Origin of the sequence: Massilia hydrophila (genome assembly GCF_020208145.1) — a bacterium.
In the GTDB taxonomy this organism is placed as follows: Bacteria; Pseudomonadota; Gammaproteobacteria; order Burkholderiales; family Burkholderiaceae_D; genus Telluria; species Telluria hydrophila.
Map to the genome: position 1 here is coordinate 51492 of NZ_JAHYBX010000009.1, position 24225 is coordinate 75716.

22 protein-coding genes, 1 tRNA gene and 1 pseudogene are annotated in these 24225 nt (G+C 65.9%); 15 read left to right on the forward strand and 9 right to left on the reverse strand.

Going from position 1 to position 24225, the window contains the following annotated elements; translation table 11 throughout:
* Positions 1–59: 59 nt before the first annotated feature.
* Positions 60–135, forward strand: a tRNA-Lys gene (locus LE190_RS18060).
* A 91-nt stretch (positions 136–226) separates the two neighbouring features.
* Here LE190_RS18060 and LE190_RS18065 read toward each other — a convergent pair.
* Complete coding sequence (locus tag LE190_RS18065) at positions 227–649, reverse strand: hypothetical protein (RefSeq protein WP_225240003.1); 423 nt, start codon at positions 647–649, stop codon at positions 227–229.
* Between the two features lie 515 nt (positions 650–1164).
* Here LE190_RS18065 and LE190_RS18070 point away from each other — a divergent pair.
* The gene (locus LE190_RS18070) at positions 1165–1347 is read left to right on the forward strand and encodes a hypothetical protein (protein ID WP_225240004.1); all 183 of its coding nucleotides are present in this window, start codon (positions 1165–1167) and stop codon (positions 1345–1347) included.
* 69 nt (positions 1348–1416) lie between these two features.
* Here the strand turns inward: LE190_RS18070 and LE190_RS18075 are convergent, their stop codons facing one another.
* The gene (locus LE190_RS18075; protein ID WP_225240005.1) at positions 1417–3189 is read right to left on the reverse strand and encodes a methyl-accepting chemotaxis protein; all 1773 of its coding nucleotides are present in this window, start codon (positions 3187–3189) and stop codon (positions 1417–1419) included.
* A gap of 273 nt (positions 3190–3462) precedes the next feature.
* Here LE190_RS18075 and LE190_RS18080 point away from each other — a divergent pair, with 273 nt between their 5' ends.
* The 4 genes from LE190_RS18080 to LE190_RS18095 all read left to right on the forward strand — a co-directional run bounded on the left by LE190_RS18080 (position 3463) and on the right by LE190_RS18095 (position 7469).
* The gene (locus tag LE190_RS18080; protein WP_225240006.1) at positions 3463–4863 is read left to right on the forward strand and encodes an L-cystine transporter; all 1401 of its coding nucleotides are present in this window, start codon (positions 3463–3465) and stop codon (positions 4861–4863) included.
* Between the two features lie 131 nt (positions 4864–4994).
* Entirely contained in the window at positions 4995–5756 is a 762-nt protein-coding gene (locus tag LE190_RS18085) for a histidine phosphatase family protein (protein WP_225240007.1), read from the forward strand.
* A 25-nt stretch (positions 5757–5781) separates the two neighbouring features.
* Positions 5782–6780, forward strand: a complete 999-nt coding sequence (locus LE190_RS18090) for an NAD(P)H-hydrate dehydratase (RefSeq protein WP_225240008.1) — start codon at positions 5782–5784, stop codon at positions 6778–6780.
* A gap of 254 nt (positions 6781–7034) precedes the next feature.
* The gene (locus LE190_RS18095) at positions 7035–7469 is read left to right on the forward strand and encodes a hypothetical protein (RefSeq protein WP_225240009.1); all 435 of its coding nucleotides are present in this window, start codon (positions 7035–7037) and stop codon (positions 7467–7469) included.
* A gap of 118 nt (positions 7470–7587) precedes the next feature.
* Here the strand turns inward: LE190_RS18095 and LE190_RS18100 are convergent, their stop codons facing one another.
* From LE190_RS18100 to LE190_RS18110, 3 genes are all read right to left on the reverse strand, one after another.
* Positions 7588–10794 carry an efflux RND transporter permease subunit gene (locus LE190_RS18100; protein WP_225240010.1) on the reverse strand — a complete coding sequence of 1069 codons (3207 nt, stop codon included), beginning with the start codon at positions 10792–10794 and terminating at the stop codon, positions 7588–7590.
* Between the two features lie 29 nt (positions 10795–10823).
* Positions 10824–12011 (reverse strand): efflux RND transporter periplasmic adaptor subunit, encoded by a 1188-nt coding sequence (locus tag LE190_RS18105; protein ID WP_225240011.1) that lies wholly within the window; start codon positions 12009–12011, stop codon positions 10824–10826.
* Positions 12012–12205: 194 nt separating this feature from the next.
* Positions 12206–12628: a divergent PAP2 family protein gene (locus LE190_RS18110; protein WP_225240012.1), complete on the reverse strand. Its 423-nt coding sequence runs from the start codon at positions 12626–12628 to the stop codon at positions 12206–12208.
* Positions 12629–12791: 163 nt separating this feature from the next.
* On the opposite strand from LE190_RS18110, the gene LE190_RS18115 reads away from it, so the two are divergent.
* Both LE190_RS18115 and LE190_RS18120 read left to right on the forward strand, forming a co-directional pair.
* Positions 12792–13832, forward strand: coding sequence for a DUF475 domain-containing protein (locus tag LE190_RS18115; protein WP_225240013.1), 1041 nt, complete (start codon positions 12792–12794; stop codon positions 13830–13832).
* Positions 13833–13931: 99 nt separating this feature from the next.
* The gene (locus LE190_RS18120) at positions 13932–14336 is read left to right on the forward strand and encodes a DUF8785 domain-containing protein (protein ID WP_225240014.1); all 405 of its coding nucleotides are present in this window, start codon (positions 13932–13934) and stop codon (positions 14334–14336) included.
* A gap of 58 nt (positions 14337–14394) precedes the next feature.
* On the opposite strand, the gene LE190_RS18125 is transcribed toward LE190_RS18120, so the two are convergent.
* Both LE190_RS18125 and LE190_RS18130 read right to left on the reverse strand, forming a co-directional pair.
* Positions 14395–16719 (reverse strand): coiled-coil domain-containing protein, encoded by a 2325-nt coding sequence (locus LE190_RS18125; protein WP_225240015.1) that lies wholly within the window; start codon positions 16717–16719, stop codon positions 14395–14397.
* Positions 16720–16832: 113 nt separating this feature from the next.
* Entirely contained in the window at positions 16833–17840 is a 1008-nt protein-coding gene (locus LE190_RS18130; protein WP_225240016.1) for a serine/threonine protein kinase, read from the reverse strand.
* Positions 17841–17945: 105 nt separating this feature from the next.
* Between LE190_RS18130 and LE190_RS18135 the strand changes: the two genes are divergently transcribed.
* Positions 17946–18638, forward strand: coding sequence for a UPF0149 family protein (locus LE190_RS18135; protein WP_225240017.1), 693 nt, complete (start codon positions 17946–17948; stop codon positions 18636–18638).
* Between the two features lie 30 nt (positions 18639–18668).
* Here LE190_RS18135 and LE190_RS18140 read toward each other — a convergent pair whose 3' ends face one another.
* On the reverse strand, positions 18669–19802 hold the full coding sequence (locus LE190_RS18140) for an HPP family protein (protein ID WP_225240018.1): 1134 nt from the start codon (positions 19800–19802) through the stop codon (positions 18669–18671).
* Between the two features lie 217 nt (positions 19803–20019).
* Here LE190_RS18140 and LE190_RS22040 point away from each other — a divergent pair, with 217 nt between their 5' ends.
* The 6 genes and pseudogenes from LE190_RS22040 (at position 20020) to LE190_RS18165 (ending at position 23934) form a co-directional block, all read left to right on the forward strand.
* Positions 20020–20475: an MBL fold metallo-hydrolase gene (locus LE190_RS22040; protein WP_369598439.1), complete on the forward strand. Its 456-nt coding sequence runs from the start codon at positions 20020–20022 to the stop codon at positions 20473–20475.
* Entirely contained in the window at positions 20460–20909 is a 450-nt protein-coding gene (locus tag LE190_RS21955) for an MBL fold metallo-hydrolase (protein ID WP_307734723.1), read from the forward strand. The genes LE190_RS22040 and LE190_RS21955 overlap by 16 nt, the downstream gene beginning before the upstream one ends.
* A gap of 61 nt (positions 20910–20970) precedes the next feature.
* Positions 20971–21219, forward strand: coding sequence for a DUF1272 domain-containing protein (locus tag LE190_RS18150; RefSeq protein ID WP_225240019.1), 249 nt, complete (start codon positions 20971–20973; stop codon positions 21217–21219).
* Between the two features lie 337 nt (positions 21220–21556).
* The gene (locus LE190_RS18155; protein WP_225240020.1) at positions 21557–21994 is read left to right on the forward strand and encodes a hypothetical protein; all 438 of its coding nucleotides are present in this window, start codon (positions 21557–21559) and stop codon (positions 21992–21994) included.
* Positions 21995–22325: 331 nt separating this feature from the next.
* Positions 22326–22706, forward strand: a complete 381-nt coding sequence (locus tag LE190_RS18160; protein ID WP_225240021.1) for a hypothetical protein — start codon at positions 22326–22328, stop codon at positions 22704–22706.
* A 266-nt stretch (positions 22707–22972) separates the two neighbouring features.
* Positions 22973–23934 (forward strand): annotated as a pseudogene (locus tag LE190_RS18165) (integrase core domain-containing protein).
* A gap of 20 nt (positions 23935–23954) precedes the next feature.
* Here LE190_RS18165 and LE190_RS18170 read toward each other — a convergent pair.
* Positions 23955–24215 carry a PAAR domain-containing protein gene (locus LE190_RS18170; protein WP_225240022.1) on the reverse strand — a complete coding sequence of 87 codons (261 nt, stop codon included), beginning with the start codon at positions 24213–24215 and terminating at the stop codon, positions 23955–23957.
* Positions 24216–24225 lie beyond the last annotated feature (10 nt).

Consider the following 24225-nt stretch of genomic DNA (forward strand, 5'->3'; position numbering starts at 1 on the left):
CCGGCCGCAACACAGCATTTGACAGGGCGCCCGGCACATCCTATAATCTCGCTTCTTTCGGGTCGTTAGCTCAGTTGGTAGAGCAGCGGACTTTTAATCCGTTGGTCGCTGGTTCGAGCCCAGCACGGCCTACCACGAATACACAGGAAGCCCACGACAGGTTCGTGGGCTTTTTGCTTTTGCCGCGCTGCGCATAAACGGTCACCTAGCGGGCACCAAGCGGCCGTCAGCGCTGGGCCAGGGTCGCCCGCACTACCACCACCTGCGCCAGGCGTGAATCGGGAACGTAGCTCATCTCCATGTCCTGGCCATTGTCGCCCAGGTTGAAGCGCATCACCACGTTGCCGTCGCGCGAAGCGAAGCGGTCGCGCGACAGGGGTAGCAGGCGCATGGCCCGCTGGCGGTCGATCCGGGCAATGAGGCCGTTGCCGCGCGGGTCGACCTTCAGGCGCCAGCCGTTCGACATGCCATACATGCCGCTGACGGCGTCCAGGTCTTCCTGCAAGACCCGCACCGGCTGCGCCGGTGCCGTCACCTGCACGCTCGAGATCTGCGATTCGTCGATGACGGGATACTGTCGCGACTGGGCGGCGGCATCGGCCGCCAGCAGTAACAGGGAGGAAGCAAGTGCCAGACTGAGGGTACGCATGATCATTTCCTTTCAGGACGGAAAATGCGCCCTGTCGTCGTGCAGGGCGCCCGATTCCAGTCTAGGGCAGCGCCTGCCTCGCGCAAGGCCGATGCGGGCAACATCACGAAACCGTCTCGGTCCGGGGGCAGTCAGACCGAAAGGACATGATGCAAACACTGCACGCACCCTGCCGCTTTTGCATCATTTCGCATCTGCCGGATCAGCGCTTCGACGCATCTTGCTGAACCCTTATCCAGTGAGTGTTGGTTTGCGCCGACTGCTTACCGTAATTGCTTGACTTTGTCGTGGACTGGCCGGATATTGTTGTATCGAAGAAAGCCCTTGAAACCCGAAGCAATCGTGCGCGCCCTTGTAGTCGACAAGGAAAAATGTAAAATGAATAATATTTACGACGGCCACGCCAGCACCTCCCTGTCGCGCGTCCGGAACTCGCCACGAAGCCAATCCATCCAATACCGTCTTACCAACGTCGAACGCCTTTCTCCGGTGGAGATGGCAACAAGGAAACCAGCATGAACCTCGAACATTCGCACCAAAGCATCCGTTCCGCGGCGACCGACCGCAGCATTCCGGCCACGCCCAAGCGCAGCTTCGCCAAGCGCGTCGTTTCCAGTAGCCGCCGCCTGCGTGCCCGCATCGGCGTCGGTATCGGCCTGTGCCTCGGCCTGGCGGCGCTGGTCATCGTCCTCGAATAAGGCCGGCATCGCCGGATGAAAAAAAGGCAGCGCCGCTGGCGCTGCCTTTTGCATTCACGCCACCTGGCGTCAGAACTCTTCCCAGCCCTCAGTGGTCTCGGCTGCCTGTGCCTTCGGGGTCTTCAGCGCCTTCTCCGCTTGCGCACGCCGGGCCGGCCTGGCCGCCGGCGCCGCTGCTTTCGCGGCTGCCCTTGCGGCTGCTTTTGCGGCCGGATTCCCAGCCGTCAGCGCAGTGGCCTTCATGGCCGGGCTGGCATTCAGCGCGGGCATGCGGGCCGCGCTTGCCGCGCCGGCCTGCGCATTGATCCGGAACGTGCCCACCACCTGTGCCAGCGCAGCCGCTTCTTCCTGCATCGACTGGGCCGCGGCAGACGCCTGCTCGACCAGCGCCGCGTTCTGCTGGGTCACCTGGTCCATCTGCACCACGGCGCTGTTGATCTGCTCGATGCCGGCGGTCTGTTCCTGGCTGGCGGCGGTGATCTCGGCCATGATGTCGGTCACCCGGCCCACGCTTTGCACGATCTCGGCCATCGTTGCGCCGGCCTGGTCGACCAGGACCGAACCGTGCTGCACCTTCTCGACCGAATCGTCGATCAGGCCCTTGATTTCCTTGGCCGCCGCGGCGCTGCGCTGGGCCAGGCTGCGCACCTCGCCCGCCACCACGGCGAAACCGCGGCCCTGCTCGCCGGCACGCGCCGCTTCCACGGCGGCATTCAGGGCCAGGATATTGGTCTGGAAGGCGATGCCGTCGATGACCGAAATGATGTCCACGATGCGGGTCGCCGAATGGTTGATCGCGCCCATGGTCTCCACCACCTGCTCCACCACGGCGCCACCCTTGCCCGCCACCTGCTGGGCCGAGGCCGCCAGCGCATTGGCCTGGCGCGCATTGTCCGCGTTCTGGCGCACGGTCGAGGTCAGTTCTTCCATCGACGAGGCGGTTTCTTCCAGCGAACCGGCCTGCTGCTCGGTGCGGCTCGACAGGTCGAGGTTGCCGGCCGCGATCTCGCCCGAGGCGGTGGCGATGGTATCGGTGCCGGCCCGTACGCGGCTGACGATCTGCACCAGCGATGTGTTCATGTCCTTCAGGGCCTGCAGCAGGCGCCCGGTTTCGTCGCGCGAAGCGACGTCGATCTGCTGGGTCAGGTCGCCCGCTGCCACTGCGCCGGCGATCCGCACCGCCGCCTCGATCGGACGCACGATGGCGCGCACCAGCAGCCAGCCGATCACGGCCGACAGCACGAGGCCGAAGGCCAGGCCGGCCAGGCACACCAGGCGCACGGTTTCATAAGTGCGCTGCGAGCGCTCATAGTCGGCCTTGGCGATGCGCTGCTGCAGCACCATCAGCTGGGCGCCGAGCGACCCGACTGGCTGGAACAGGCGCCGCATCTCCCCGGCCGCGATCGCATTCGCGCGTTCGTTGTCGCCCGCGCGCAAGGCTGCGACGGCTGGCTGCAGGCCCTGCGCCAGGAAGGCGGCGCGCGCTTCGCTGAACTTGGCCGCCAGCGCGGCTTCCTCGCTGGTCATCGTGGTCTGCTCATAGGCTTTCCAGATGCTCGCGATGCTGGCCAGGTTGGCGTCGATCTCGGCCAGGGCCGCATTGCGCTCGGCATTGTCGGTGAGGTCGGCGCCGGTGGCGACCAGCATCTGGTTGGTCGTGGTGAGCTGGACCACGCGCCCGAGCTGGCCGAGCGCGACGACACGGTCGTCGTGCAGGCTCTTCAGCTCCGCATTGGCGACACCCAGGTTATAGATACCGATGACGGCGCCGGCAACCAGTTCGGCTGCCAGGAACGCAATGACGAAGATCAGGCGCGATTTGATGGTGAGGTGTTTGAACATAAGGGCTCGGATAGCTGGACGGCAATAAAAGCAACACGAATTGAATTATAGAAACAACTTACCCTCCAGCGGAGAAATAGATCGACAGGTTTGCGCGAATTCAGCCGCGCCGTCGCCCCTCAACCACAAAGTCTGTACAAGCTGACATGTTTCGTGGTCCGCACGGTCCCGGCCCGGCTGCCGGGCGGTATCCGCGCTCAGGCGACAATATTGTTTTGGCTATAGAATGCTGCGATGATTTCCGCAGCGTATTTGCTGCCCAAAAAGGCTCCAATGAACTTTCCTGTCCTGATCAACCTGAGCGTGGCGCTGGCCGTCTGCGCCCTGCTCTACTGGCTGCAAGTCAAGCATGTGTCGTTCACCAAGCGCGTCTTCACCGGGCTCGGCCTCGGCGTGGTGCTCGGTGCGGCGCTGCAGGCGGTGTATGGGGCGACCGCACCCGAGATCGCCGCCACCGGCGCCTGGCTGGACGTGCTCGGCAGCGGCTACGTCAAGCTGCTCCAGATGATCATCATCCCCCTGATCATGGTCTCGATCGTGCAGGCCATCCTCAAGCTGCGCAATGCCGCCTCGCTCGGCACCATCAGCAGCCTGACGATCGGGATCCTGATCGCGACCACCATCGTGGCCGCCGCGATCGGCATCCTGATGGCCAAGCTGTTCGGCCTGAGCGCCGCCGGCCTGACCGCCTCCACGGCCGAAGTGGCGCGCGGAGAATATTTGCAGGGCAACCTGGCCGCGGCCAAGGAGATTTCGCTGCCTTCGATGCTGCTCTCCTTCATCCCGGCCAACCCTTTCCTCGACATGACCGGCGCCCGCAAGACCTCGACCATCGCCGTGGTCGTGTTCGCGATCTTCATCGGCATCTCGGCCACCGGCATCGCCGGCAAGAAGCCGGAAGCGTTCCAGTCCTTCAGCGACTTCGTCCACATGGCGCACGTGATCGTGATGCGCATGGTGACCCTGGTGCTGCGCCTGACGCCCTTCGGCGTGTTCGCCCTGATGGCGAAGATGGTCGCGAGTTCGAGCCTGCAGGACATCCTGGGCCTGGCCAGCTTCGTGGCCGCGTCCTACTGCGCGCTGGCGCTGATGTTCGGCGTGCACCTGCTGCTGGTGAGCGCAAGCGGCCTGAATCCGCTGCGCTGGGCGACCCGCATCTTCCCGGTGCTGGTGTTCGCCTTCACCTCGCGCACCAGCGCCGGCAGCATCCCGATGAGCGTGGCCACCCAGACTTCGCGCCTGGGCACGCCGGAAGGCATCGCCAACTTCGCCGCCTCGTTCGGCTCCACCATCGGCCAGAACGGCTGCGCCGGCATCTATCCGGCCATGCTGGCCGTGATGATCGCGCCGACCGTCGGCATCGATCCGTTCACCGCATCCTTCCTGCTGCCGCTGCTGGCGATCGTGGCCTTCGGCTCGATCGGCGTGGCCGGGGTCGGCGGCGGCGCCACCTTCGCCGCCCTGATCGTGCTGTCGGCGATGGACTTGCCGGTGGCCCTGGCCGGCCTGCTGATCTCGGTGGAACCGCTGATCGACATGGGCCGCACCGCCCTCAACGTGAGCGGTTCCATCACGGCCGGCACCCTCACCAGCCGGATCCTGGGGCAGACCGACCTGCGGGTCTTCCACAGCGATGCCGAAGCCAACCTGGACAGCGAGGAACAGGTCGCCTGAGTGATTTCGCCCTCTTTGTAAGAGGGCTCCGACGCTTCCGCGAGCCTGCGCGGAAGGGCTGCAATCGTGCGCTTGGCGCCCGAAGAATCCGTCTATGATGCCGTCATGTCAATATCGAAGACGGGCAGCTAATGGAACAAACGTGGCCACAGGAAGTCTGGCTGGTCAGGCATGGGCAGAGCGCCGGCAACGTCGCACGCGAGATCGCCGAGGCCGCCGCCGGACACCACATCGATATCGCCGACCGCGATGTCGACGTGCCCCTGTCCGAGCTCGGCGAACGCCAGTCCCAGGCCCTCGGTTCCTGGTTCGCGGCCCTGCCGCCCGAGCAGCAGCCCACCGTGGTGCTGCACTCGCCCTATGTGCGCGCCGCCGAGACCGCCAACATCCTGATGCAGCGCCTCGACCGGGCGCGGCTGGTGGTCGAGTCCGACGAGCGCCTGCGCGAGAAGGAATTCGGCATCCTCGACCGCCTCACCACCCATGGCATCGCGCACCATCATCCGGCCCTGTATGAACAGCGCCACCACGTCGGCAAGTTCTACTTCCGCCCGCCCGGCGGCGAGAGCTGGTGCGACGTCATCCTGCGCCTGCGCAGCGTGGCCGACACCCTCAAGCGCGAGTATTGCCGCGAACGCGTGCTGATCGTCGCGCACCAGGTCACGGTCAACTGCTTCCGCTACCTGTTCGAGCGCCTCGACGAAAAAACCATCCTCGCATTCGACCGCGCCGGGGACGTGCCGAACTGCTCGGTCACCTCCTACGCCTACGATCCGGCGCAGGGCAAAGGCGGCGCCCTGGCGCTGCGCCTGGTGAACTTCGTGGCGCCGCTGGAAGCCACCGGCACCCCGGTCACCGCCAGCAAGGACTTGCCTGCGGCACCGAAGGCCTGAACCCCGACCCCGCCCCCCGACCCTCATGGAACCACTCCTGGACACCGCCAGCCGCGCGAACGCCGTGCACGATGTCGACACCGCCCTGCTGCGCAGCTGGCCGGTGCCGATGCCGGCGCTCGAGGGCGACAAGGAGATCCGCGGCCACGTGCTGGTGCTGGGGGGCTCCCGCGAGATGCCGGGCGCCGTGATCCTGGCCGCCACCGCCGCCCTGCGCGCGGGGGCCGGCAAGCTCACCATCGCCACCGGCCACAGCGTGGCCCAGCTGGTGGCCCTGGCCATGCCCGAGGCGCGCGTGATCGGACTGGCCGAGCACGACAGCGCCGGCTTCAGCCTGGACGCCGTCGCCACGCTCGACCCGCTGGCCGACCGGGTCGATGCGGTACTGGTCGGGCCCGGCATGCGCGACGAAGCGGCCACCGCCGCCCTGGTGCACGCCCTGCTGCCGCGCCTGGATGCGGCCGGCTCGGCCGTGGTACTGGACGCCTGCGCCATGGGCGCCTTGCTGCACCCGCCGGCCGGCTGGCCAGCCGGACGGCCCTGGCGTTTCGAACGCCCGGTCGCGCTGACCCCGCACGCGGGCGAGATGGCGCACCTGACCGGCATCGACAAGGCCAGCATCGTCGGGGTACCCGACCCGCGCGCGATCGCCGCGGCGCGCGACTGGAACGCGGTACTTGCATTAAAAGGCGCGCGCACTGTCATCGCAACGCCGGATGGAACGTTGTACCAGCATGAGGGCGGCAATGTGGGGCTGGCCATTTCCGGTTCCGGAGACGTGCTGGCAGGCATCATCGCCGGGCTGGCGGCGCGCGGCGCCCCGCTCGACCAGGCGGCCTGCTGGGGCGTGGCCCTGCATGCGCGCGCCGGGGAACGCCTGGCGGCACGGATGGGCACACTCGGATACCTGGCGCGGGAAATATCGCAAGAGATTCCCGCGCTCTTGGAAGACATCGCCGGCGAGGATGCCGGCGGACACGGAACCATCCGGCAAGCGCCGGTGGGCCGGGGAGCGCCAGCCTAGGCGGGCACGCCCCGGCAATCCGCAAGCGATTGCGGGCACAGTACGACAGTGCACAGATCCGGTGAACCGGCAATCCCGACTGCGAGCGTCAATCGTCGGATTCGTGCACTGACCGGGGCCGCGTATTGCGTCGGTTCCCTGATGGTTCCACTGCTGGGTTCCCGAACCCTCAGAGGACCTAACCTGGCGCCGCAAGGACCAAGGCCTCCCTTGGCCCTGCGGCACAAGATAGACGTGAACGAGGAGTTTAAACAATGAAAGCACTGACCCAAGCACCAAAAATCCTGCTGACAGCTGCCGTGTTGGCCTCCCTGCTGGGCGCCTGCCGCAAGAACGAGCCGGCCACCGACACCACGACCACCACGCCGGACACCTCGGCCACGGCGCCGACCAGCACCTCGGGCACCACCGGTACCACGGGTGACACCGGTACCGGCGCGACCGGCACCGGCACCACCGGTACCACCGGCACCACAGGCGACATGGGTACCGGCGCCACCGGCACTGGCACCACCGGCACCACCGGCGACATGGGCACCGGCACCGGCACCACCGGCACAACCGGCGACATGGGCACCGGCACCACCGGCACCGGCACCGGCACCGGCACCGGCGCCACCGGCACCACCGGCACTGGCACCACCGGCACCACCGGCACCGGCACCACCCCGCCGACCACCGGCGGCTGATTCTCCCATCACCCGGCAAGCAATGAAGCCCGCGCTGCGGGCTTCATTTTTTTGAACAGCAAAAAAAGAGCCAGCCCGAAGGCTGGCTCCCATGCCGCAGGCTGCTTGCCTGGCCGGATCAGGCCGGCTGCGGGGTGCCGCGTCCGCGGCGCGCCACGAAGCGGCCGAGGCGCACGATGCCGCGGAATACCAGGCGCACCATCAGCAGGGTCAGGATCGCCTCGATGAAGATGGTCACGAAGGCCACGGCCACGTTGTAACGCTTGGCGCGGCGGCCGAACTTGGCGAACATGCGGTCGCGGGCGATCTCGATGCTGTCGTAGAAGGTCGGCACGACCAGCAGGGTCAGCAGCGTCGAGGTGATGGTGCCGCCAATGATCGCGATGGCCAGCGGCTGGTAGAACTCGCCCGAGTCGCCCAGGGCCAGCGCCACCGGCAGCATGCCGGCGATCAGCGCGAAGGTCGTCATCAGGATCGGACGCAGACGCTTGCGGCCGGCCTGCATCAGCGCTTCCTCGCGGTCGACGCCCTGCTTTTCGAGTTCGCGGGCGGCGTCGAGCAGCAGGATCGCGTTCTTCGCCACCAGGCCCATCAGCATCAGGACCCCGATCATGCTCATCAGGTTGAGCGTGTTCTTGGTCAGGATCAGGGCCAGCACCACGCCAATCAGCGACAGCGGCAGCGACAGCATCACGCCCAGCGGTGCGGTGAAGGAACCGAACTGCATCACCAGGATCAGGTACATCAGCAGGATGCCCGACAGCAGCGAGATCACCATCTGCGCGAACAGCTCGGCCTGGTCTTCACCCTGGCCACCCAGTGCCAGGCCATAGCCCGGCGGGAAGTCGAAGCTCTTGGCCAGCTTCAGCGCGTCGGCGGTCACTTCGCCGGCCGACCGGCCCTGGGCGTTGGCCGACACGGTGATCAGGCGCTCGCCGTCCTTGTGGCGGATGCCGGACGGGCCCTTGCCCATCGTGATGGTGGCGATCTGCTCGAGCGGCACCATCATGCCGGTGCCGGCCACCGCGATCGGCAGGCGCTCGATGCTTTCGGTGTTGATCCGGTCTTCCGGATGCAGGCGCACGGCCACGTCGCGGGTTTCGCTGGTCGGGTCGACCCAGTCGCCTACCTCGATGCCGGCGAAGGCCACGCGCAGCGCCTGGGCCGCGTCGCCCACCGAGATGCCCATGGCGTTGGCCAGGCCGCGGTCGAGCACGATCTGCAGTTCGTTCTTCGGATCCTGTTCCGACAGGGTGACGTCGACCGCGCCCGGCACTTCACGCAGCTTTTCCATGTAGCTGGATGTCAGTTCCATCAGCTTGCGCGAATCCGGACCGGTGAACTCGATCTGGACCGGCTTGCCGCCGCCGCCGAGGTCGTCGATGACGGTGTACTCGGCGCCCACCAGCGGTGCGATCTTGCCGCGCAGCTCGGTGCCGATCTCGGATGCACTGCGATTGCGCTCGCCACGCTTGCCGATGTCGACGTAGACGCGGCCGCCGCTCAGGTTGACGCTGCTGTTGGTGTCTTTCGTTTCCTTGATCGAGCGGGCGATCTCGGCCGCCGCCTCGACCTTGCGGCGCGAATATTCCAGGCTCGACGACGCCGGGGTGCGGATCTCGACCATGATGGTGCCGAAGTCCGACTTCGGCAGGAAGCTCGAGCCGCCAAAGAAGTGATGCAGGGCGATGGCGCCGATGAAGCTGGCGACGGCGATCGCGCCCATCCACTTGCGGTGGTGCAGTGCCCAGGCGATCACGCGGCTGTAGCGGTCGGCCTGGTGGTCGAACCAGGTGTTGAAGCGCTGCAGCACCAGGCTCAGGCCCTTCTTCGGCGCGTGCGCGTGGTCGGGCGGGTCGCCCCAGTAGGCCGACAGCATCGGGTCGAGCGTGAAGGAGATGAACAGCGACACGATCACCGAGCAGGTCACGGTCAGCGCGAAGGGACGGAACCATTCGCCCGACACGCCCGGCATGAAGGCCACCGGCACGAACACGGCCATGATCGAGAAGGTGGTCGCGGCCACGGCCAGGCCGATCTCGGCCGTGCCTTCGAGCGCGGCGGTGCGGCGGTCCGAGCCCATTTCCATGTGGCGCACAATGTTTTCCCGTACCACGATCGCGTCGTCGATCAGCACGCCGATGGCGAGCGACAGGCCGAGCAGGGTCATGAAGTTCAGCGTGAAGCCGCACAGCCAGACCGCGATGAAGGCGGCCAGCACCGAGGTCGGCAGCGACAGCGCGGTAATCAGGGTCGAACGCCAGGAGTTCAGGAAGGCGTAGACCACGAAGATGGTCAGGATCGCGCCCAGCACCAGGGCTTCGATCACGTTGTTCAGGCTGCTCTGGGCGTCCTCGCCGCCGTCGCGCACGACGTCCAGCTTGGTGCCTTCCGGCATTTCCTTGTTGGCTTCGGCGACCACCTGGTGCACGCGCTTGGCGAGCGACACGGTGGAGGCGTCGCGGGCACGCGAGATGTTCAGGCCCACGTTCGGGTTGCCGCTGCGGATCGACAGGCTGTTGATGTCGGCGAAGCCATCCTTGATCTCGGCCACCTGGTTCAGGCGCACGATCTGGTCGCCGTTGCGCTTGACCACGATCTGCGAGAAGTCTTCGGGACGCTCGATGCGGCCAACCAGGCGGATGCCCTTCTCGTCCAGCTCGCTACGCAGCTTGCCCACCGGCGCATTCGTGTTCTGGGTGCGCAGGGCATTCGTCACTTCCGATACCGAGACGCCGAACTCGCGCAGCTTCTCGGCGCGCAGCAGGACCGACAGCTCGCGGCGCAGGGCGCCGTTGACGGTGACGGTGGAGACGCCTTCGATGGCGCGGAACTTGTCGGCCAGCACGTCCTCGGCATAGCGCGAGATCTCGGCATGCGACTGCTTGCTGGAAGACAGGGCCAGCTGCATCACCGGTTCGGAATTGATGTCCCAGCGCCGCAGCACCGGTTCGCGCATCTCGACCGGCAGCTTGTAGCGCACCGCGGCGATCGCGTTGCGCACGTCGTCCGAGGCTTCGATGACGTTGCGGTCGAAATCGAATTCCATCCAGATCGAGACGCCGCCTTCGTAGGAGTTCGAGTTGACCTCGGTGACGCCCTGGATCGCCAGCATCTGCTTTTCCAGGCGGTTGGTGATCTCGCGCTCGACGGTCTCGGGCGAGGCGCCCGGATACGGGATGTCGACCGTGATGCCAGGACGCTCGACGTCCGGGTTCTGGTTGACCTTCAGCTTGGACAGGGCGAGCAGGCCGATGCACATCATCGCCACGATCAGCACGACCGTGGCCACCGGCCGCTTGACACTAAAATTAGAGAGGAACATGTGTTGTTATCCTTATTTCCCGGTAGGGCTTACTTGCCCTGCACCGCGCCGGCGCCGGTGGCGGCGCTGGCCACGCTGGCCACCCGCGCCGCCGGCATCTCGACCTTCTGGCCGTCCTTCAGATTCGAGGTCGGCGAACGCAGCACGACGTCGCCGGCCACCAGGCCCTGCTTGACCTCGACGTTGCCGGTGCGCGGATCGCGCGCGCCCACCACCAGCGCAACCTTGTTCAGGGTCTTGTCCTTGATGCGCCAGGTGTAGGCGCTGTCGCCGGCCTTCACGAGCGCTGCTTCCGGCAGCATCAGGGCACTCGCGCTCTGGGCGTCGATGCGGCCTTCGGCGTACAGGCCGGCCACTTTCGGCTGGGCGCTGTCGGCGAGTTCGATCACGACTTCGACCTGGCGGGTGACCGGATTGGCGGCCGGGTCGATGCGCTTGACGACGCCGGCGAACTGCTGTTCGCCGTAGCCGTTGACGCGGAAGTTCACCTTCTGGCCCAGCTTCACGGTGGCGATCGAATCGGCCGAGACGCGGCCCTGGAAGCGCATGCTGTTCGGGTCGATCACCTTCACCAGTTCCTTGCCGATGGTGGCGGTGTCGCCGGCCGAGACCTTGCGCTCGGAAACGATGCCGTCGAACGGGGCGCGCACCACGGTGCGCGACAGCTGCTGGCGCGCGGTGGCGGCGCGCGAGCGGGCCGCCGACAGTTCGCTCTGGGCGCTGTTGCGGCGCACTTCGGCTTCGTCCAGGCCCACGGCCGAGGTCATGCCGGAGGCGCGCAGGGTCTTCATGCGCTCGAGCTGGCGGTTGGCCTGGTCCAGTGCCTGGCTGGCGGCGCGCACCGCTTCGTCGCTGGACGCCACGGTGTCGCGGATCGCGGTTTCATCGAGGCGCACCAGCACGTCGCCGCGCCGGACCGGCTCGCCATTCTCCTTCAGGACCTGGAGCACGACCGCCGAGACCTCGGCGCGCAGGTCGGCCTTGCGCTCGGGCTGGATCGAGCCGGTCACCACCGGGCCGCTCGACAGGGTATCGCTCCGGACCGTCAGCACGTCTTCCGGTGCGACCTGCAGCTGCGACGGGCGCTTGTCCTTGGGGCCGCCCTTGGCGCCGGCCTGGGCGGTCTGTTCGCCCGGCTTGGCAGGTTCCTTGGACTCCTTGCTGCAGGCGACGAGCGCCGAAGCGATGGCAAGGACGAGTAATGGTTTGCGCAGCATTGTGTTCTCCAGAGAATGGACTCAGTGGTTGTTCTTGTATAAATGCGAATATGGACAGCCAGCGCGCAGTATCAGGTAGTGCCCTGCCAACTTCAAGACAGGACGCTGCGTACTGCGGAAATCGAGGGATGAAATGCGGTATTTGGCGATGAGCTGCATTCCGGACCACTGGAATGTGGCTCCCGGACGCCTCCTCAGGCGGCGCCAAACAGGGCGTGCACCAGGAAGCCCATGCCGATGCCGGTCAGGATGCCGCCGCCGATCTCGACCAGGGTGTGGCCCATGCGCTCGCGCAGCACCTTGTGGCCCACGGTATCGCAGGCCAGGCGGTTGATCGCCGCCGCCTGGCGCCCGACGTGCTGGCGCAGGCTGTTGGCATCGATCATCACGATGAAGGCCAGCGTCACCGCCACCCCGAAGGCCGGATGGCCGATTCCCTCGCGCAGCGCGATCAGGGTGGCCATGCTGGTCACCACCGAGCTGTGGTTGCTGGGGAAGCCGCCGTTGCCGACCAGGTTGAAGGCCCAGCGGCGCTGGCGCACGCTGGTGATCAGGAACTTGATTGGGCCGACCACCATCCAGGTCAGCACGGGTGTTGCGAGATAGGCGAGATCCATGTCGAAGTCCAGGTAAACAATGCAGAATAATGCAAGGCGGCATTATCTCAGAAGCAAGTCGGGACTTGCGATAAAAAACGCGGGCAGGCAAAGAACTCCGTAGCGCCACCGCCCTGCCGGGGACGGTAGTATTCTGGACAACAGACTTGGATGAGGAGACGATATGCGGCATTTCCGGTTGTCGATCGGTGTCACGGTGATCCTGATGGCGCTCGCGGGCTGGTGGGGCTACGAGCATCGCGGCATTCCGGGCATGCTGCAAGCACTTTGGATCACCGCCATCCTCGGCGTGCTCGAAGTGTCGCTTTCTTTCGACAATGCGGTGGTCAACGCCTCCGTCCTGCGCGGCTGGAACGAATTCTGGCGCAAGCTATTCCTCACGGTCGGGATCCTGGTGGCCGTGTTCGGCATGCGCCTGCTGTTTCCGCTCGTGATCGTCTCGGCCGCCACCGGCCTCGGCCTGGTCGAGGTATGGCACATGGCGATCGACAACCCGAACGAATATTCGCGCCACCTGACTGAAAAGCACGCCGAGGTGGCGGCCTTCGGCGGCGCCTTCCTGATGCTGGTGTTCCTGAACTTCCTGTTCGACGAGGAAAAGGAACTGCACTGGCTCGGCTGGATCGAGGAAAAGGTCGGCAAGTACGGCACCGAGGGCCTGGCCATCCTGCTCACCCTGTCGGCCGTGTGCGGGGCCATGTACCTGATGGAGCCGGCGCGCAAGCTGCCGGTGCTGATCGCCGGTGTCACCGGGGTGCTGATCTATATCGGCGTGCAATGGCTCAGCGGCCTGCTCGAGAAGGAAGAAGAAGACCCGGCGGTGGGCAAGATGATCGCCCAGGGCAGCATCGGCGGCTTCCTCTACCTGGAAGTGCTGGACGCCTCGTTCAGCTTCGACGGCGTGATCGGGGCCTTCGCCATCACCAACGACGTCGTCGTCATCATGCTGGGCCTGGCGATCGGCGCCATGTTCGTGCGCTCGATGACGGTGTTCCTGGTGTACAAGGGCACGCTCGACGAGTTCGTCTACCTGGAACACGGGGCGCACTATGCGATCGGGATCCTGGCGCTGATCATGTTCGCCAGCGTCCACTACCACATTCCGGAATGGTTCACCGGGCTGTCGGGACTGGCCTTCATCCTGGTCTCGCTGTGGTCCTCGGTGCGCTACCGGCGGCGCATGGCGGCCGGGGGCGCCGCCTAGCGCAGGCGCGGCTTTGCGATTCGGCCCGGGCATGGCAGAATGGCGCGGCCGCGATGCTGCCATCCTGGCAACCCGACCACCTGACCACGCCCAGCCACCATGCCGAAACGCGCCATCACCCTGCTACTGTCCCTGCTCGCCGTCCTTGTCGCGCTGTTTGCGCTGTACACGTGGTTTACGCTCAGCTGGTCGTATTCGGAAGGGGAACGGGCGGGCTACTTGCAGAAGTTCTCGAAGAAGGGCTGGCTGTGCAAGACCTGGGAAGGCGAAATCCTGCTGTCGAGCATGCCGGGAGCGATTCCGGAACGCTTCGCCTTCACCGTGCGCGACGAGGCGGTGGTCAAGCAGCTGCAGTCGGCGATGGGCCAGCGGGTGCAGATCGCCTACGAGCAGCATGTGGGCGTGCCGACTTCCTGCTTTGGCGAAACTGAATACTTCGCCACCAGGGCGGTGACCGGCCCGGTCAATCCGGTGGCGCCGAGCGCTGCCGGGCAAGCCCAGTAATACGTCAGAGATATTAATTATGCGCCCGTGATATGTGGCGCATATCGCACTAGCATCCTCATTCCTCGTTCTTGCGCTGGTTAGCGATCACGTCGGCCAGACGGGTCGCCGCCTGCGTGGCCGATGCCGGTTGTACCTGCTTGAATCGGCCCAGCACTTCGCGCGTGATGTTCACCGAAACCGCCCGGTGCGCGGCCTCGGCCTTGCGCTCGCCGAGCGTCCCCTCGGTGGCGGCCAGCTCGGCGGACTGCTCGTCGAGCCGCCGGGTTTCCAGCTCCGCCAGTTCCTTGCGCGCTTCGGCCATGCGCCTGGTCGCCTCGGCCGACTTGCGCTGGGTCTCGGCATGGCGCTGGGCATGTTCCAGCAGGGCGCGCTGGGCATCGCGTTTTTCGAGGGCGGCCGCCAGCGCCGCCTGTTCCGCGGCTTCGCGCTCGCGCGCCAGCCGCGCCTGCTCTTCCTCGGCCGCGGCGCGCGCCAGGGCCGCCTGGGCCGCGGCCTGTTCCGAAGCCAGGCGCGCGGTGGCCGCCTCGTTGGCGCGCGCATCGGCCGCCGCCTGCTGGCGCTGCGCTTCCAGCTTGCGCTCCAGCAGTGCCAGCGATTCGCGCGCCGCCTCGCTGGCCGCCCTTTCCTCGGCAATGGCGGCCTCCTGCAGGTCGTGCTGGCGCTGCTCCATGGCGGCGCGCTCGGCCTGGGCCTCGGCCAGTTCGGCGGCCCGCCGTGCGCGGGCCTGCTGGGCCGTGGCGGCGGCTTCCGCCAGCCGCGCTTCCTCGCGCGCAGCCTCGGCCGCGGCCTGCGCAGCCTCCCGTTCGGCCTGGCGCGCAGCCTCGGCGCGGCGTTCGGCCTCGGCTTGCTCGCGCAGCCGGGCCGCGTCGGCCCGGTCGGCCGCGGCGCGCGCGGCGGCGGCCTCGGCCAGTTCTTCCTCGGCCTGCTGGCGTTCGCGCGCCTGCACCAGCGCCGCTTCCTCGGCCTGCGCGCGTGCGCTTTCGGCCTCGGCCAGGCGTTCGGCCTCGCTGGCGCGCTGGCGCGCCGCGTCCTGGGCCCGCTGGCGCGCGGCGTCGTGTTCGCGCAGGGCCGCCATGGCGGCGTCTTCCAGCGCATTCTGCGTGGCCCCGGCCTCGGCCGCCGCCTGGGCCAGGGCCGCGCGTTTCTCGGCCAGCACGCGCGCGCGTCCTTCTTCCTCGGCCTGGCGCAGCGCCGCGGCGGCCGCGGCCGCGTCGGCGGCGGCGCGTTCCCGCGCATCGCTGGCGGCCAGCGCTTCGGCTTCCAGGCGCGCTTCCACCGCCTGGCTCGCTTCTTCCTCGCTGCGGGCGCGCTCTGCCGCGACCTGGCGCAGGCGGCGGTCGGCCTCAATGCGGGCCTCGGTGGCGGCCAGGATGCGCGCCTCGGCCTCGCGCCGCGCTTCGAGCGCGGACGCCGCCATCTGTTCCAGGCGTTCGCGGTGGGTGGCGGCGTCGCGCAATTCCTTCTCGGTGTCCAGGCGCATGCGCAGCGACTGCGCGGCAACCCGTTCCGACTCGGCCTGGGCCAGCGCGATCGCCTCGCGTTCCTGCTCGATATGGGCTAGGGCGCGCGCTTCTTCCAGCGCCCGCGCCTCGGCCGCGGCGCGGGCAAAGGCGGCCGCCAGCGCCACCTGGTCGGCGCGCTCGCGCTGTTGGCTCAGTTCGAGCGCCTCGGCTTCCGCCTGTTCCAGTTTTTCGGCAGTGTGGCGGGCGGCCCGTTCGGCCCGCTCGCGCTCGCGCGCCAGGATCGCCACGCGCGCGTCGGCGCTGGCGTTGTGCAGCACCTCTTCGCGCGCCGCCTCCACCGCCGCCATGCGCTCGGCAGCCTGCAGGCGCGCCTGTTCGGTCTGCTGCGTCAGTTCCTCGGCCGCGCGCGCGGCCTGGGCCGCCATCTCGGCCTGCGCCTCGACCTGGGCGCTGGCGCGGCGCCGCGCGTCTTCCTCGGCGCGGGCACGCGCCTCGAGCGCCACGCGGGTCTCGGTTTCCTGCTGCACCCGGGCGCGCAGTTCGGCCGTCTCCTGGCGGATCGCCTCCAGGCGCTCGCTGGACGCCTGGGCCGCGGCGCGCAGGGTAGCCAGCCGGTCGCGCTCGGCGGCGATGGCTTCTTCCGAGGCCTGCGCATTGGCCAGCGCGGCGGCGGTGGCGGCCGCATCCATGGCGGCGCGCTCCTCGGCCAGCGAGCGGGCGCGCGACTCGGCGTGGGCGCGGCTCTCGGCCGCCACGTTGGCCTTGGCCTCGGCTTCCACCCGTGCGATCGCCGCCTGGATGTCGCGCATTTCCATCGGGCCGCGCGCGGGCCCGGCCTCCACCTGACTCAGGTCGATCGTGAAGTCGGTCGACTCGTTCTGGTCGCGGGGGTCGGATTCGGGCTTGATGGGTTCCATGATCGTTCTCGTTGGCGCACGCAGCTTGCGTCCTGCCGATTATCCGGGAATTCGCGCGCGCGTGGCACGCCGAACTGGGCAGCAAAACACTGCCTATTCCTTGCCGCTCCCGGCTAGACGGGCCACAGCGGCGGCTCGTCCATGAGCGCCACCTGCTCGCGCAGCTCGAGGATGCGGTCCTGCCAGTAGCGCTGGGTATTGAACCAGGGGAAGGCCGCCGGGAAGGCCGGATCGTCCCAGCGCATCGCCAGCCAGGCCGAATAGTGGATCAGGCGCAGGGTGCGCAGGGCCTCGACCAGGTACAGCTGGCGCGGATGGAAATCGCAGAAATCCTCGTAGCCGGCCAGGACGTCGGCCATCTGGCCCACCATCTCCTGGCGCTCGCCGGAGAGCAGCATCCACAGGTCCTGCACGGCCGGGCCCATGCGGCTGTCGTCGAAGTCGACGAAGTGCGGGCCATCCGGCGTCCAGAGCACGTTGCCGGCGTGGCAGTCGCCGTGCAGGCGCAGCAGCGGCAGCTCGCCGGCGCGCTCGTAGCAGCGCGCCACGCCGTCCAGCGCCTGCTCCACCACGCTGGCCCAGGTGGCGGCCAGTTCGGGCGGCACGAAGCCGTGGCTGCGCAGGTAATCGTAGGGTTCGCGGCCGAAGCTGTGCGCATCGAGCGCGGGACGGGACGCGTAGGGCCGGGCCGCGCCGACCGCGTGGATGCGCCCGATGAAGCGGCCGATCCATTCGAGGGTGGCGGGGTCGCCCAGTTCCGGCGCGCGGCCGCCGCGGCGCGGAAACACGGCGAAGCGGTAGCCCGCATGCTCGTGCAGGGTGCGCCCGCCGATGGGCGTGGCCGGCACCACCGGGATCTCGTGTCCGGCCAGCTCGTCCACGAAGGCGTGCTCCTCGAGGATGGCCGCATCGCTCCAGCGCTCCGGACGATAGAACTTGAGCACCACGGGCGGGCCGTCTTCGAGCCCGGCCTGGTACACCCGGTTCTCGTAGCTGTTCAGCGCCAGCAGGCGCCCGTCGCCGTACAGGCCGACGCTCTCGAGCGCCTCCAGTACGGTGTGCGGATCGAGGCGCGCGAACGGATGGGCAGGCGCAGGGGCCGGGGTAGCGTGGTTGTCCATCCCCGCATTGTAAGCGCCGCGCCGCCCTTGCCCCAGAAATCCGTGCCCGCGGGCGGCGCAGGCGTTACACTGGCGCCTTTCCCCATCCACGCAACAAGATCAGCCATGCATCTCGACGAGCCCCTCACCGATAAAGAATTCGACGAACTAGACCAGTTCCTGCTGTCCGACCGCTCCCCCGAGGATGCGATGACGATGGACACCCTGCACGGCTACCTGACCGCGATCGCGATCGGTCCGGAAACCATCATGCCGGCCGAATGGCTGCCGCGCATCTGGGGCGAGGACGGCAAGCAGGCGCCGAACTGGAAGAACCCGAAGGAAGAGCAGCGCATCATCAACCTGATCATGCGCTTCATGAACGAAGTCTTGATCACGTTCGAGGCCGCGCCCAAGGAATTCGAGCCGCTGTTCTGCGAGCACGAGATCGGCCAGGAGACCCTGATCGACGCCGAGGCCTGGTGCTGGGGCTTCTGGGAAGGCATGGAACTGCGTCCCGGCTCCTGGGACCCTGTCTGGGACTCCGAAGTGGCCGAGCTGATGCGCCCCATCTACCTGCTCGGCGCCGACGAGATCGACGAATCGGAACTGCCGGAAGTGGAAGATCCGCACAAGGCGCACAAGCTGGCGCTGGACATCGAGGCGAACATCCCGGCCATCTACCGCTACTGGCTGCCGCTGCGCAAGGGCGCCGTCGAGACCGTCAAGCGCGAAGAGCCGAAGGTCGGCCGCAACGACGACTGCCCCTGCGGCAGCGGCAAGAAGTACAAGAAGTGCTGCGGCGCCGACGCTGGCTGAGCCGGCGACGCACCTGGCAGGCGCGGCGGCTCAGGCCGCCGCGTCCATCAATCCCAGTTCCAGCCCGGCCAACAGGTCGCCCGGCTGCACCATTCCCACCAGCCTCCCCTCCTCGTCGGTCACGAACACCTGTTTCGCGCCCGCGTGGAAGCGCGCCAGCAGTTCCGTGACCGGCGCCTGCGCGCCGACCGCCTCGAACGCCGTCTCGGCCAGCTCGCCCACGCTGGGCGCCGTATCGCGTCCGAACAGCAGCGCCGTTGCGCGCCGCGCCCGCGCCGGCAGCGGCCGGCTGGCGCTGCCGCCGGCCGCGACCAGGCGCGCCATGCTCAGCACCCCGCTCAGGCGTCCGGCATCGTCCAGTACCGGCAACGCCGGCAGCCGGTGGCGCACCAGGAGGGCGCGCGCCGCCGCCAGTGGCATGCCTGGTGCCAGGCTCGCCGGTACCGGATGGGCCAGTTCGCCGCAGCGGTGCCGGCGCGCCCGGCGCGCGGCCGCGCGCTGCTCGGTCTCGGCGAAGATCGAGGCCAGGTCGTCGCGGCTGACGTCGAGCGTTTCGCCGTAGCTGTCCAGCGCCGCGTCCAGGTCTTCGCTGGCAAAGCCCGCCTTTGCCTCGGGCGGGCGGACAGCGGGCTGGGCGTGCGGGTAGCGATGCCCCGACAGCCGGTTCCAGGCTACTGCGCCCAGCACCATCAGCACCGAGTTCAGGCCCACCGGCGCCAGCGCGAACCAGAAGCCGGCATCGTGCACCGCGGCCCCTCCCAGCACGGCGGTGACGGCCACCGCGCCACCGGGCGGATGCAGACAGCGCAGCGAGGCCATCGCGGCGATCGCCAGCCCGCCCGCCAGCGGCGCCGCCAGCAGCGGATCGCCCGCCTGGGCACAGGCCACGCCGACCAGCGCCGACACGACATTACCGCCGATGACGGGCCAGGGCTGGGCCAGCGGCGCCGCCGGCAGGCAGAACAGCAGCACGGCCGAGGCGGCCATCGGGGCGATCAGGAAGGGCAGCGTGCGCACGGCGGCAGCACCCAGCATGCTGCGGCTGATGAGGGCGGTGAGCAGCAGCACCAGCAGCGCACCGAGCGCGGCCGGCACCTGCCGGGTCAGGGAAGTGGGTCCGGCCGGGCGCAGGCGCCGCAGCCGCTCGAACAGCGACGGGAACATGAATATGCAATGCAACAAATGGAACCTGCCATTACACCACAGCCTGGACAGGCGCGTATTCCCCCACGCCGACGGTAAGCATTCATCAGGGCAATCATGTAGGATATGCAACGCTCCTGCCGCCCTCCCCTGCGGCAGCCAACCAAGCACGAGGACCGCGATCAAGACCATCCAACAACGAACCCTGTCCACCCTGGCCGCCGCCCTGGCCCTGTGCGTGGCCGCTCCTGCCCTGGCCGCCGCGCCGATGGCCAAGACCCCGGCCCCCGGCTGGTCGCGCATGATGCTGGGCCAGTTCGAAGTGACCCCGCTGTCGGACGGCACGGTCGACCTGCCGGTGGACAAGCTGCTGGCCCAGGACGCCGGCAAGACCCGCGCCGCCCTGGCCCGCGCGCACCTGAAGCCGATGCTGGAAACCTCGGACAACGCCTACCTGGTCAATACCGGCAGCAAGCTGGTCCTGATCGACGCCGGCGCGGGTTCCTTCTTCGGCCCGACCCTGGGCAAGCTGGTGGCGAACATGAAGGCCGCCGGCTACAGCCCTGAGCAGGTCGACGAGATCTACCTGACCCACTTCCATGGCGACCACGCGGGCGGCCTGGTGAAGGATGCCTCTGCCGTGTTCAGCAAGGCCATCGTGCGCGCCAACAAGCTGGAATGGACCACTGGCTGAGCGAGGACGCGATGGCCAAGGCCAAGGACAGCTTCAAGGCGGCCCAGGCTGCGCTCGGCCCGTATGTGAAAGCGGGCCGCTTCAAGCCCTTCGAAGGCAGCGCCGAACTGGTGCCCGGCATCCGCGCCAACCCGAGCGGCGGCCATACGCCCGGCCACACCAGCTACCTGGTCGAAAGCGGCGGCCAGAAGCTGCTCGTGATCGGCGACCTCATCCACGTGGCGGCGGTGCAGATGGAAAACCCTGCAGTGACGATCTCCTTCGACAGCGACCAGAAGGGCGCAGCCGCTACGCGCAAGAAGGAGTTCGATGCGGCGGCCAAGGGCGGCTACCTGATCGGCGGGGCCCACCTGCAGTTCCCGGGCGTGGGTTACCTGCGCACGGAGGGCAAAGGGTATCGCTTCGTGCCGGTGAACTATACGCAGATGCGTTGAGTGAGCGGCGCGGCGCTCCACGGGCGTCGCGCTGAAGGTTTTGTATCGATAGGAGAAAGACATGCTGCAACTGCGGCCGAACTGCGAATGCTGCGACAAGGACCTGCCACCGGATTCGACGGAGGCCATGATCTGTTCTTTCGAATGTACTTTCTGCCGGGATTGCGTCACCGGCGTACTGCGCAATACCTGCCCGAATTGCGGGGGCGACCTGGTTGCCCGTCCCACGCGCTCGGCGGACAGGCTGCGGAACAATCCGGCGTCCACGCTGCGGGTGCTGGAGCAGCATGGCTGCAAGCAGGCGGCGTGATGCCTGGGTCAGCCGTGGCTGCAGCGAGTTGCAGGCTGACTGACTGAATATTTCGCGGCTGTGTTACCAGCCTGCCCTTGGATACAAGGCCCGTCCACTGCCAGCGCCGGCGTGCTGGCATCGCTTTTCTGTGGTTCACAAAATACTCCATTCAAAACGTGCGAATTTGCAAGAACTTGCGTTTTGTCACTGCTCCATTGCAGCTGCCCGACTACATTCGGCAAACCTGGCGGCCCGCGTGATGTGTCCTCGTGTGCAGACGAAACTATGAGTCAAAGCATTTACGTTCGTAAACCAGGTCTACACTGAACGTGACATTAGCACGGAAAAAACAATAATGCACATCATCAAGCTGGACATAAAACGCGGCACAGTTTCGATTGACGGAATAGTCATTGCAGTGGATAAAAACGGCATGCTGATCAAGCCGATTACCAGGCTCTGCCTGCCACCGATTCATGAAAGTGGCGACCGAAGATACTTCCGTTTATCAAATAAATCCAATGTTTGTGGATCGCCAGCTGATTGCATCATCGAAGTCAGAGAAGCGAAACTTTGGACCGTAGCGTTTCTGTTCAACCCGATTGAATTTTTCGATTCCAGTATTCTTGAATCAACAGTTCTCAAAAAGCATGAGAAGGATCTCGAAATCAGGTTTAAGAGTAAGCATCCAAGCAGCGCTTCTGCAGACTTTGGCGAAGCTGCACAAGCCATCTTTTTCTACGATGCCAAGCAAGGGGATCTCAGCCTGAATGTCGAATTCGGGCATAGCTGAAATAATCCTTGTCAAAACGCATGATCGAATAGTTTAGCGTTCGCAGCGTCCAAACCTCAAACAGGCATACCCGTTAGCTCCCTATCAGGGCACTTCGAGCACCTGCAACAGTGGGTCGACACCAGCTAATCAAAAGATGCTGGGAATGCTGGCTTCCTACCACTTCAGCTGCTGCCTATTGCCCGTAACAGCCGCCAGCAAAGCTCTTGTTTTTACGTTTGCATGCAACAGAAGTGAATTCATAGCCGAGGCCGGGTATTGGTTTGCAATGTTAATAAGAAAAAAGCGTCGCTGATTTTTAACAGCAGGCTAATCATTCCATTACAACACCATGATTAATTTTATCGAAGGAAAAGTCGATATTCGCGAGAAGAATATTCTCGCCGCTTCTGATGTAGAACTGGGTAGACTTGCCGATGAAGGCCTGATCGAGAAACGCAGAGATACTCTCGGCACTTATTATTACGTCGAAGAAGAGGCGGACGGCAAAAATTTTAGCGTTACCGTTAGCTCAAGAGAAAAGAATATTCAGCAATTGCGATTACACCGGCTAGACAGCCTGATGAAAACGTGGGACGACGTGAGCGTGGAGGGCGTTAAACATGAGTATCACATGCTGTCAAATCTCGTCAAAAAGCTCGTCGGACGTCCTCCAGATATAAAAACAATAGCGAATATGCTTGGCAACTTAATTGGGGACAAGTTTGCGTGAGGTTTAACCTGCGATTATTTCAAGCAGATATCTTCATGAATCCTCAGTAGGCTCAAGCATCAGGCAAGAATCACGAAAGCCGTCACCTTTACGACAGGACAGAAAGGGACGATATACGTCACCATGAGCCGAGATAGTTGCTTAGTGTTGTGTGATCATATTCTTCGTCGTAGCTGGTCTTTGTTCCGTGCAAAGGCTATGCTGAGCGACTTGATTGCTGGGTTCAGCAGTCCCGGCATTCAATCGCACCAGCAGCAGTTCGCAGCATAAGGTCACGCATTCACCCGCAAGTCCGTACCGCCCCGAAAATCCGGCAGGAGATCAAGGATTTCGGCCTTTCGGACCGACAGGCCACCAGTGTCTTCAACATCAGACGCGCTACCGACCGCAAGTGGCTCAAGCGCGAGGATGTGCAAGACTGTTCCCATCGTGCACACACGCTGGATACGACCTTGAGCGCAGCCCGGGAAGCGATCGCTCTGGTACTGCGCCAGTCGCTCTATCTTCCCCTTGATGACCTGCTGGTCGTGACGCGGCAGCACATCAATCCAGACGTCTCCCGGACAGGCATCGCACGCCTGCTCAGGCGCGAGGGGATCTCGCGCCTTGAAGACGTGATCCCGAAGGCCAAAGGCGAGAATATCAGCCCCAGGAAGACCTTCAAGGACTACGAGCCGGGCTTCATCCATATCGACATCAAGTACCTGCCGCAGATGCCAGACGAGACCTCGCGCCGCTACTCGTTCGTCGCCATCGACCGCGCCACGCGCTGGTCTTCATCCACATCTACGGCGACATGACCGACAAGAGCAGTGTCGAATTCCTGCGCCGTTTAACGCTGGACTCGCCCATCAAGATCAGCAAGATCCGGACCAACAACGACTGGCAATTCACCGACCGTTTCGCCACCAAGGGCAAGAAGCCCAGCGGCCAGCACACGTTCGACCTGGCGTGCGCCTCATCGCCTGTCGAGCACCGCCTGACGCCACCGCGTCATCCGCAAACGAACGGTATGGTCGAACGCTTCAACGGTCGTATCAACGAGTTGCTGCAGCAGACCCGCTTCGACAGCCGTGTCGACCTGCAGATCACATTGATGAACTATTCGAAGATGTACAACCACAACATTCCGTAGCATGCACTCGACGCCAAGACGCCCATCCAGGCGCTCAAGGAATGGAAGCAGAAACGGCCAGAATTAAACGGGTTTATGAACGGGCGGGACTAGATACTTAAGCAATTCCTGCGCTAGGGACAGGTCAGGTGTGGATCTGATGGCAGCAACATCGCACCACAGCTGGTCTTGTGGCCCTCGTAAGCCACCGGCACGCCATCGACGGTGTGACGGGCTTCTCCCTCGACGATGCTGCCCGGTCCATGCACCGGACAGCTGATGCGGTCGCCCACCCGGGCGACGGCGACACCACCCACCGTGAAGTGGGTCGCGGCGACGCTGAGTACTTTCCCGCCATGGCTGGTGGCGTCGTCCAGCCGGATGATCTTGCGCATGCGACCTCAT

Excerpts from the sequence above, each read along its gene's own strand:
- LE190_RS18065 (WP_225240003.1), bottom strand. The coding sequence starts at position 649 with ATGCGTACCCTCAGTCTGGCACTTGCTTCCTCCCTGTTACTGCTGGCG.
- LE190_RS18070 (WP_225240004.1), top strand. The coding sequence starts at position 1,165 with ATGAACCTCGAACATTCGCACCAAAGCATCCGTTCCGCGGCGACCGAC.
- LE190_RS18075 (WP_225240005.1), bottom strand. The coding sequence starts at position 3,189 with ATGTTCAAACACCTCACCATCAAATCGCGCCTGATCTTCGTCATTGCG.
- LE190_RS18080 (WP_225240006.1), top strand. The coding sequence starts at position 3,463 with ATGAACTTTCCTGTCCTGATCAACCTGAGCGTGGCGCTGGCCGTCTGC.
- LE190_RS18085 (WP_225240007.1), top strand. The coding sequence starts at position 4,995 with ATGGAACAAACGTGGCCACAGGAAGTCTGGCTGGTCAGGCATGGGCAG.
- LE190_RS18090 (WP_225240008.1), top strand. The coding sequence starts at position 5,782 with ATGGAACCACTCCTGGACACCGCCAGCCGCGCGAACGCCGTGCACGAT.
- LE190_RS18095 (WP_225240009.1), top strand. The coding sequence starts at position 7,035 with ATGAAAGCACTGACCCAAGCACCAAAAATCCTGCTGACAGCTGCCGTG.
- LE190_RS18100 (WP_225240010.1), bottom strand. The coding sequence starts at position 10,794 with ATGTTCCTCTCTAATTTTAGTGTCAAGCGGCCGGTGGCCACGGTCGTG.
- LE190_RS18105 (WP_225240011.1), bottom strand. The coding sequence starts at position 12,011 with ATGCTGCGCAAACCATTACTCGTCCTTGCCATCGCTTCGGCGCTCGTC.
- LE190_RS18110 (WP_225240012.1), bottom strand. The coding sequence starts at position 12,628 with ATGGATCTCGCCTATCTCGCAACACCCGTGCTGACCTGGATGGTGGTC.
- LE190_RS18115 (WP_225240013.1), top strand. The coding sequence starts at position 12,792 with ATGCGGCATTTCCGGTTGTCGATCGGTGTCACGGTGATCCTGATGGCG.
- LE190_RS18120 (WP_225240014.1), top strand. The coding sequence starts at position 13,932 with ATGCCGAAACGCGCCATCACCCTGCTACTGTCCCTGCTCGCCGTCCTT.
- LE190_RS18125 (WP_225240015.1), bottom strand. The coding sequence starts at position 16,719 with ATGGAACCCATCAAGCCCGAATCCGACCCCCGCGACCAGAACGAGTCG.
- LE190_RS18130 (WP_225240016.1), bottom strand. The coding sequence starts at position 17,840 with ATGGACAACCACGCTACCCCGGCCCCTGCGCCTGCCCATCCGTTCGCG.
- LE190_RS18135 (WP_225240017.1), top strand. The coding sequence starts at position 17,946 with ATGCATCTCGACGAGCCCCTCACCGATAAAGAATTCGACGAACTAGAC.
- LE190_RS18140 (WP_225240018.1), bottom strand. The coding sequence starts at position 19,802 with ATGTTCCCGTCGCTGTTCGAGCGGCTGCGGCGCCTGCGCCCGGCCGGA.
- LE190_RS21955 (WP_307734723.1), top strand. The coding sequence starts at position 20,460 with ATGGACCACTGGCTGAGCGAGGACGCGATGGCCAAGGCCAAGGACAGC.
- LE190_RS18150 (WP_225240019.1), top strand. The coding sequence starts at position 20,971 with ATGCTGCAACTGCGGCCGAACTGCGAATGCTGCGACAAGGACCTGCCA.
- LE190_RS18155 (WP_225240020.1), top strand. The coding sequence starts at position 21,557 with ATGCACATCATCAAGCTGGACATAAAACGCGGCACAGTTTCGATTGAC.
- LE190_RS18160 (WP_225240021.1), top strand. The coding sequence starts at position 22,326 with ATGATTAATTTTATCGAAGGAAAAGTCGATATTCGCGAGAAGAATATT.
- LE190_RS18170 (WP_225240022.1), bottom strand. The coding sequence starts at position 24,215 with ATGCGCAAGATCATCCGGCTGGACGACGCCACCAGCCATGGCGGGAAA.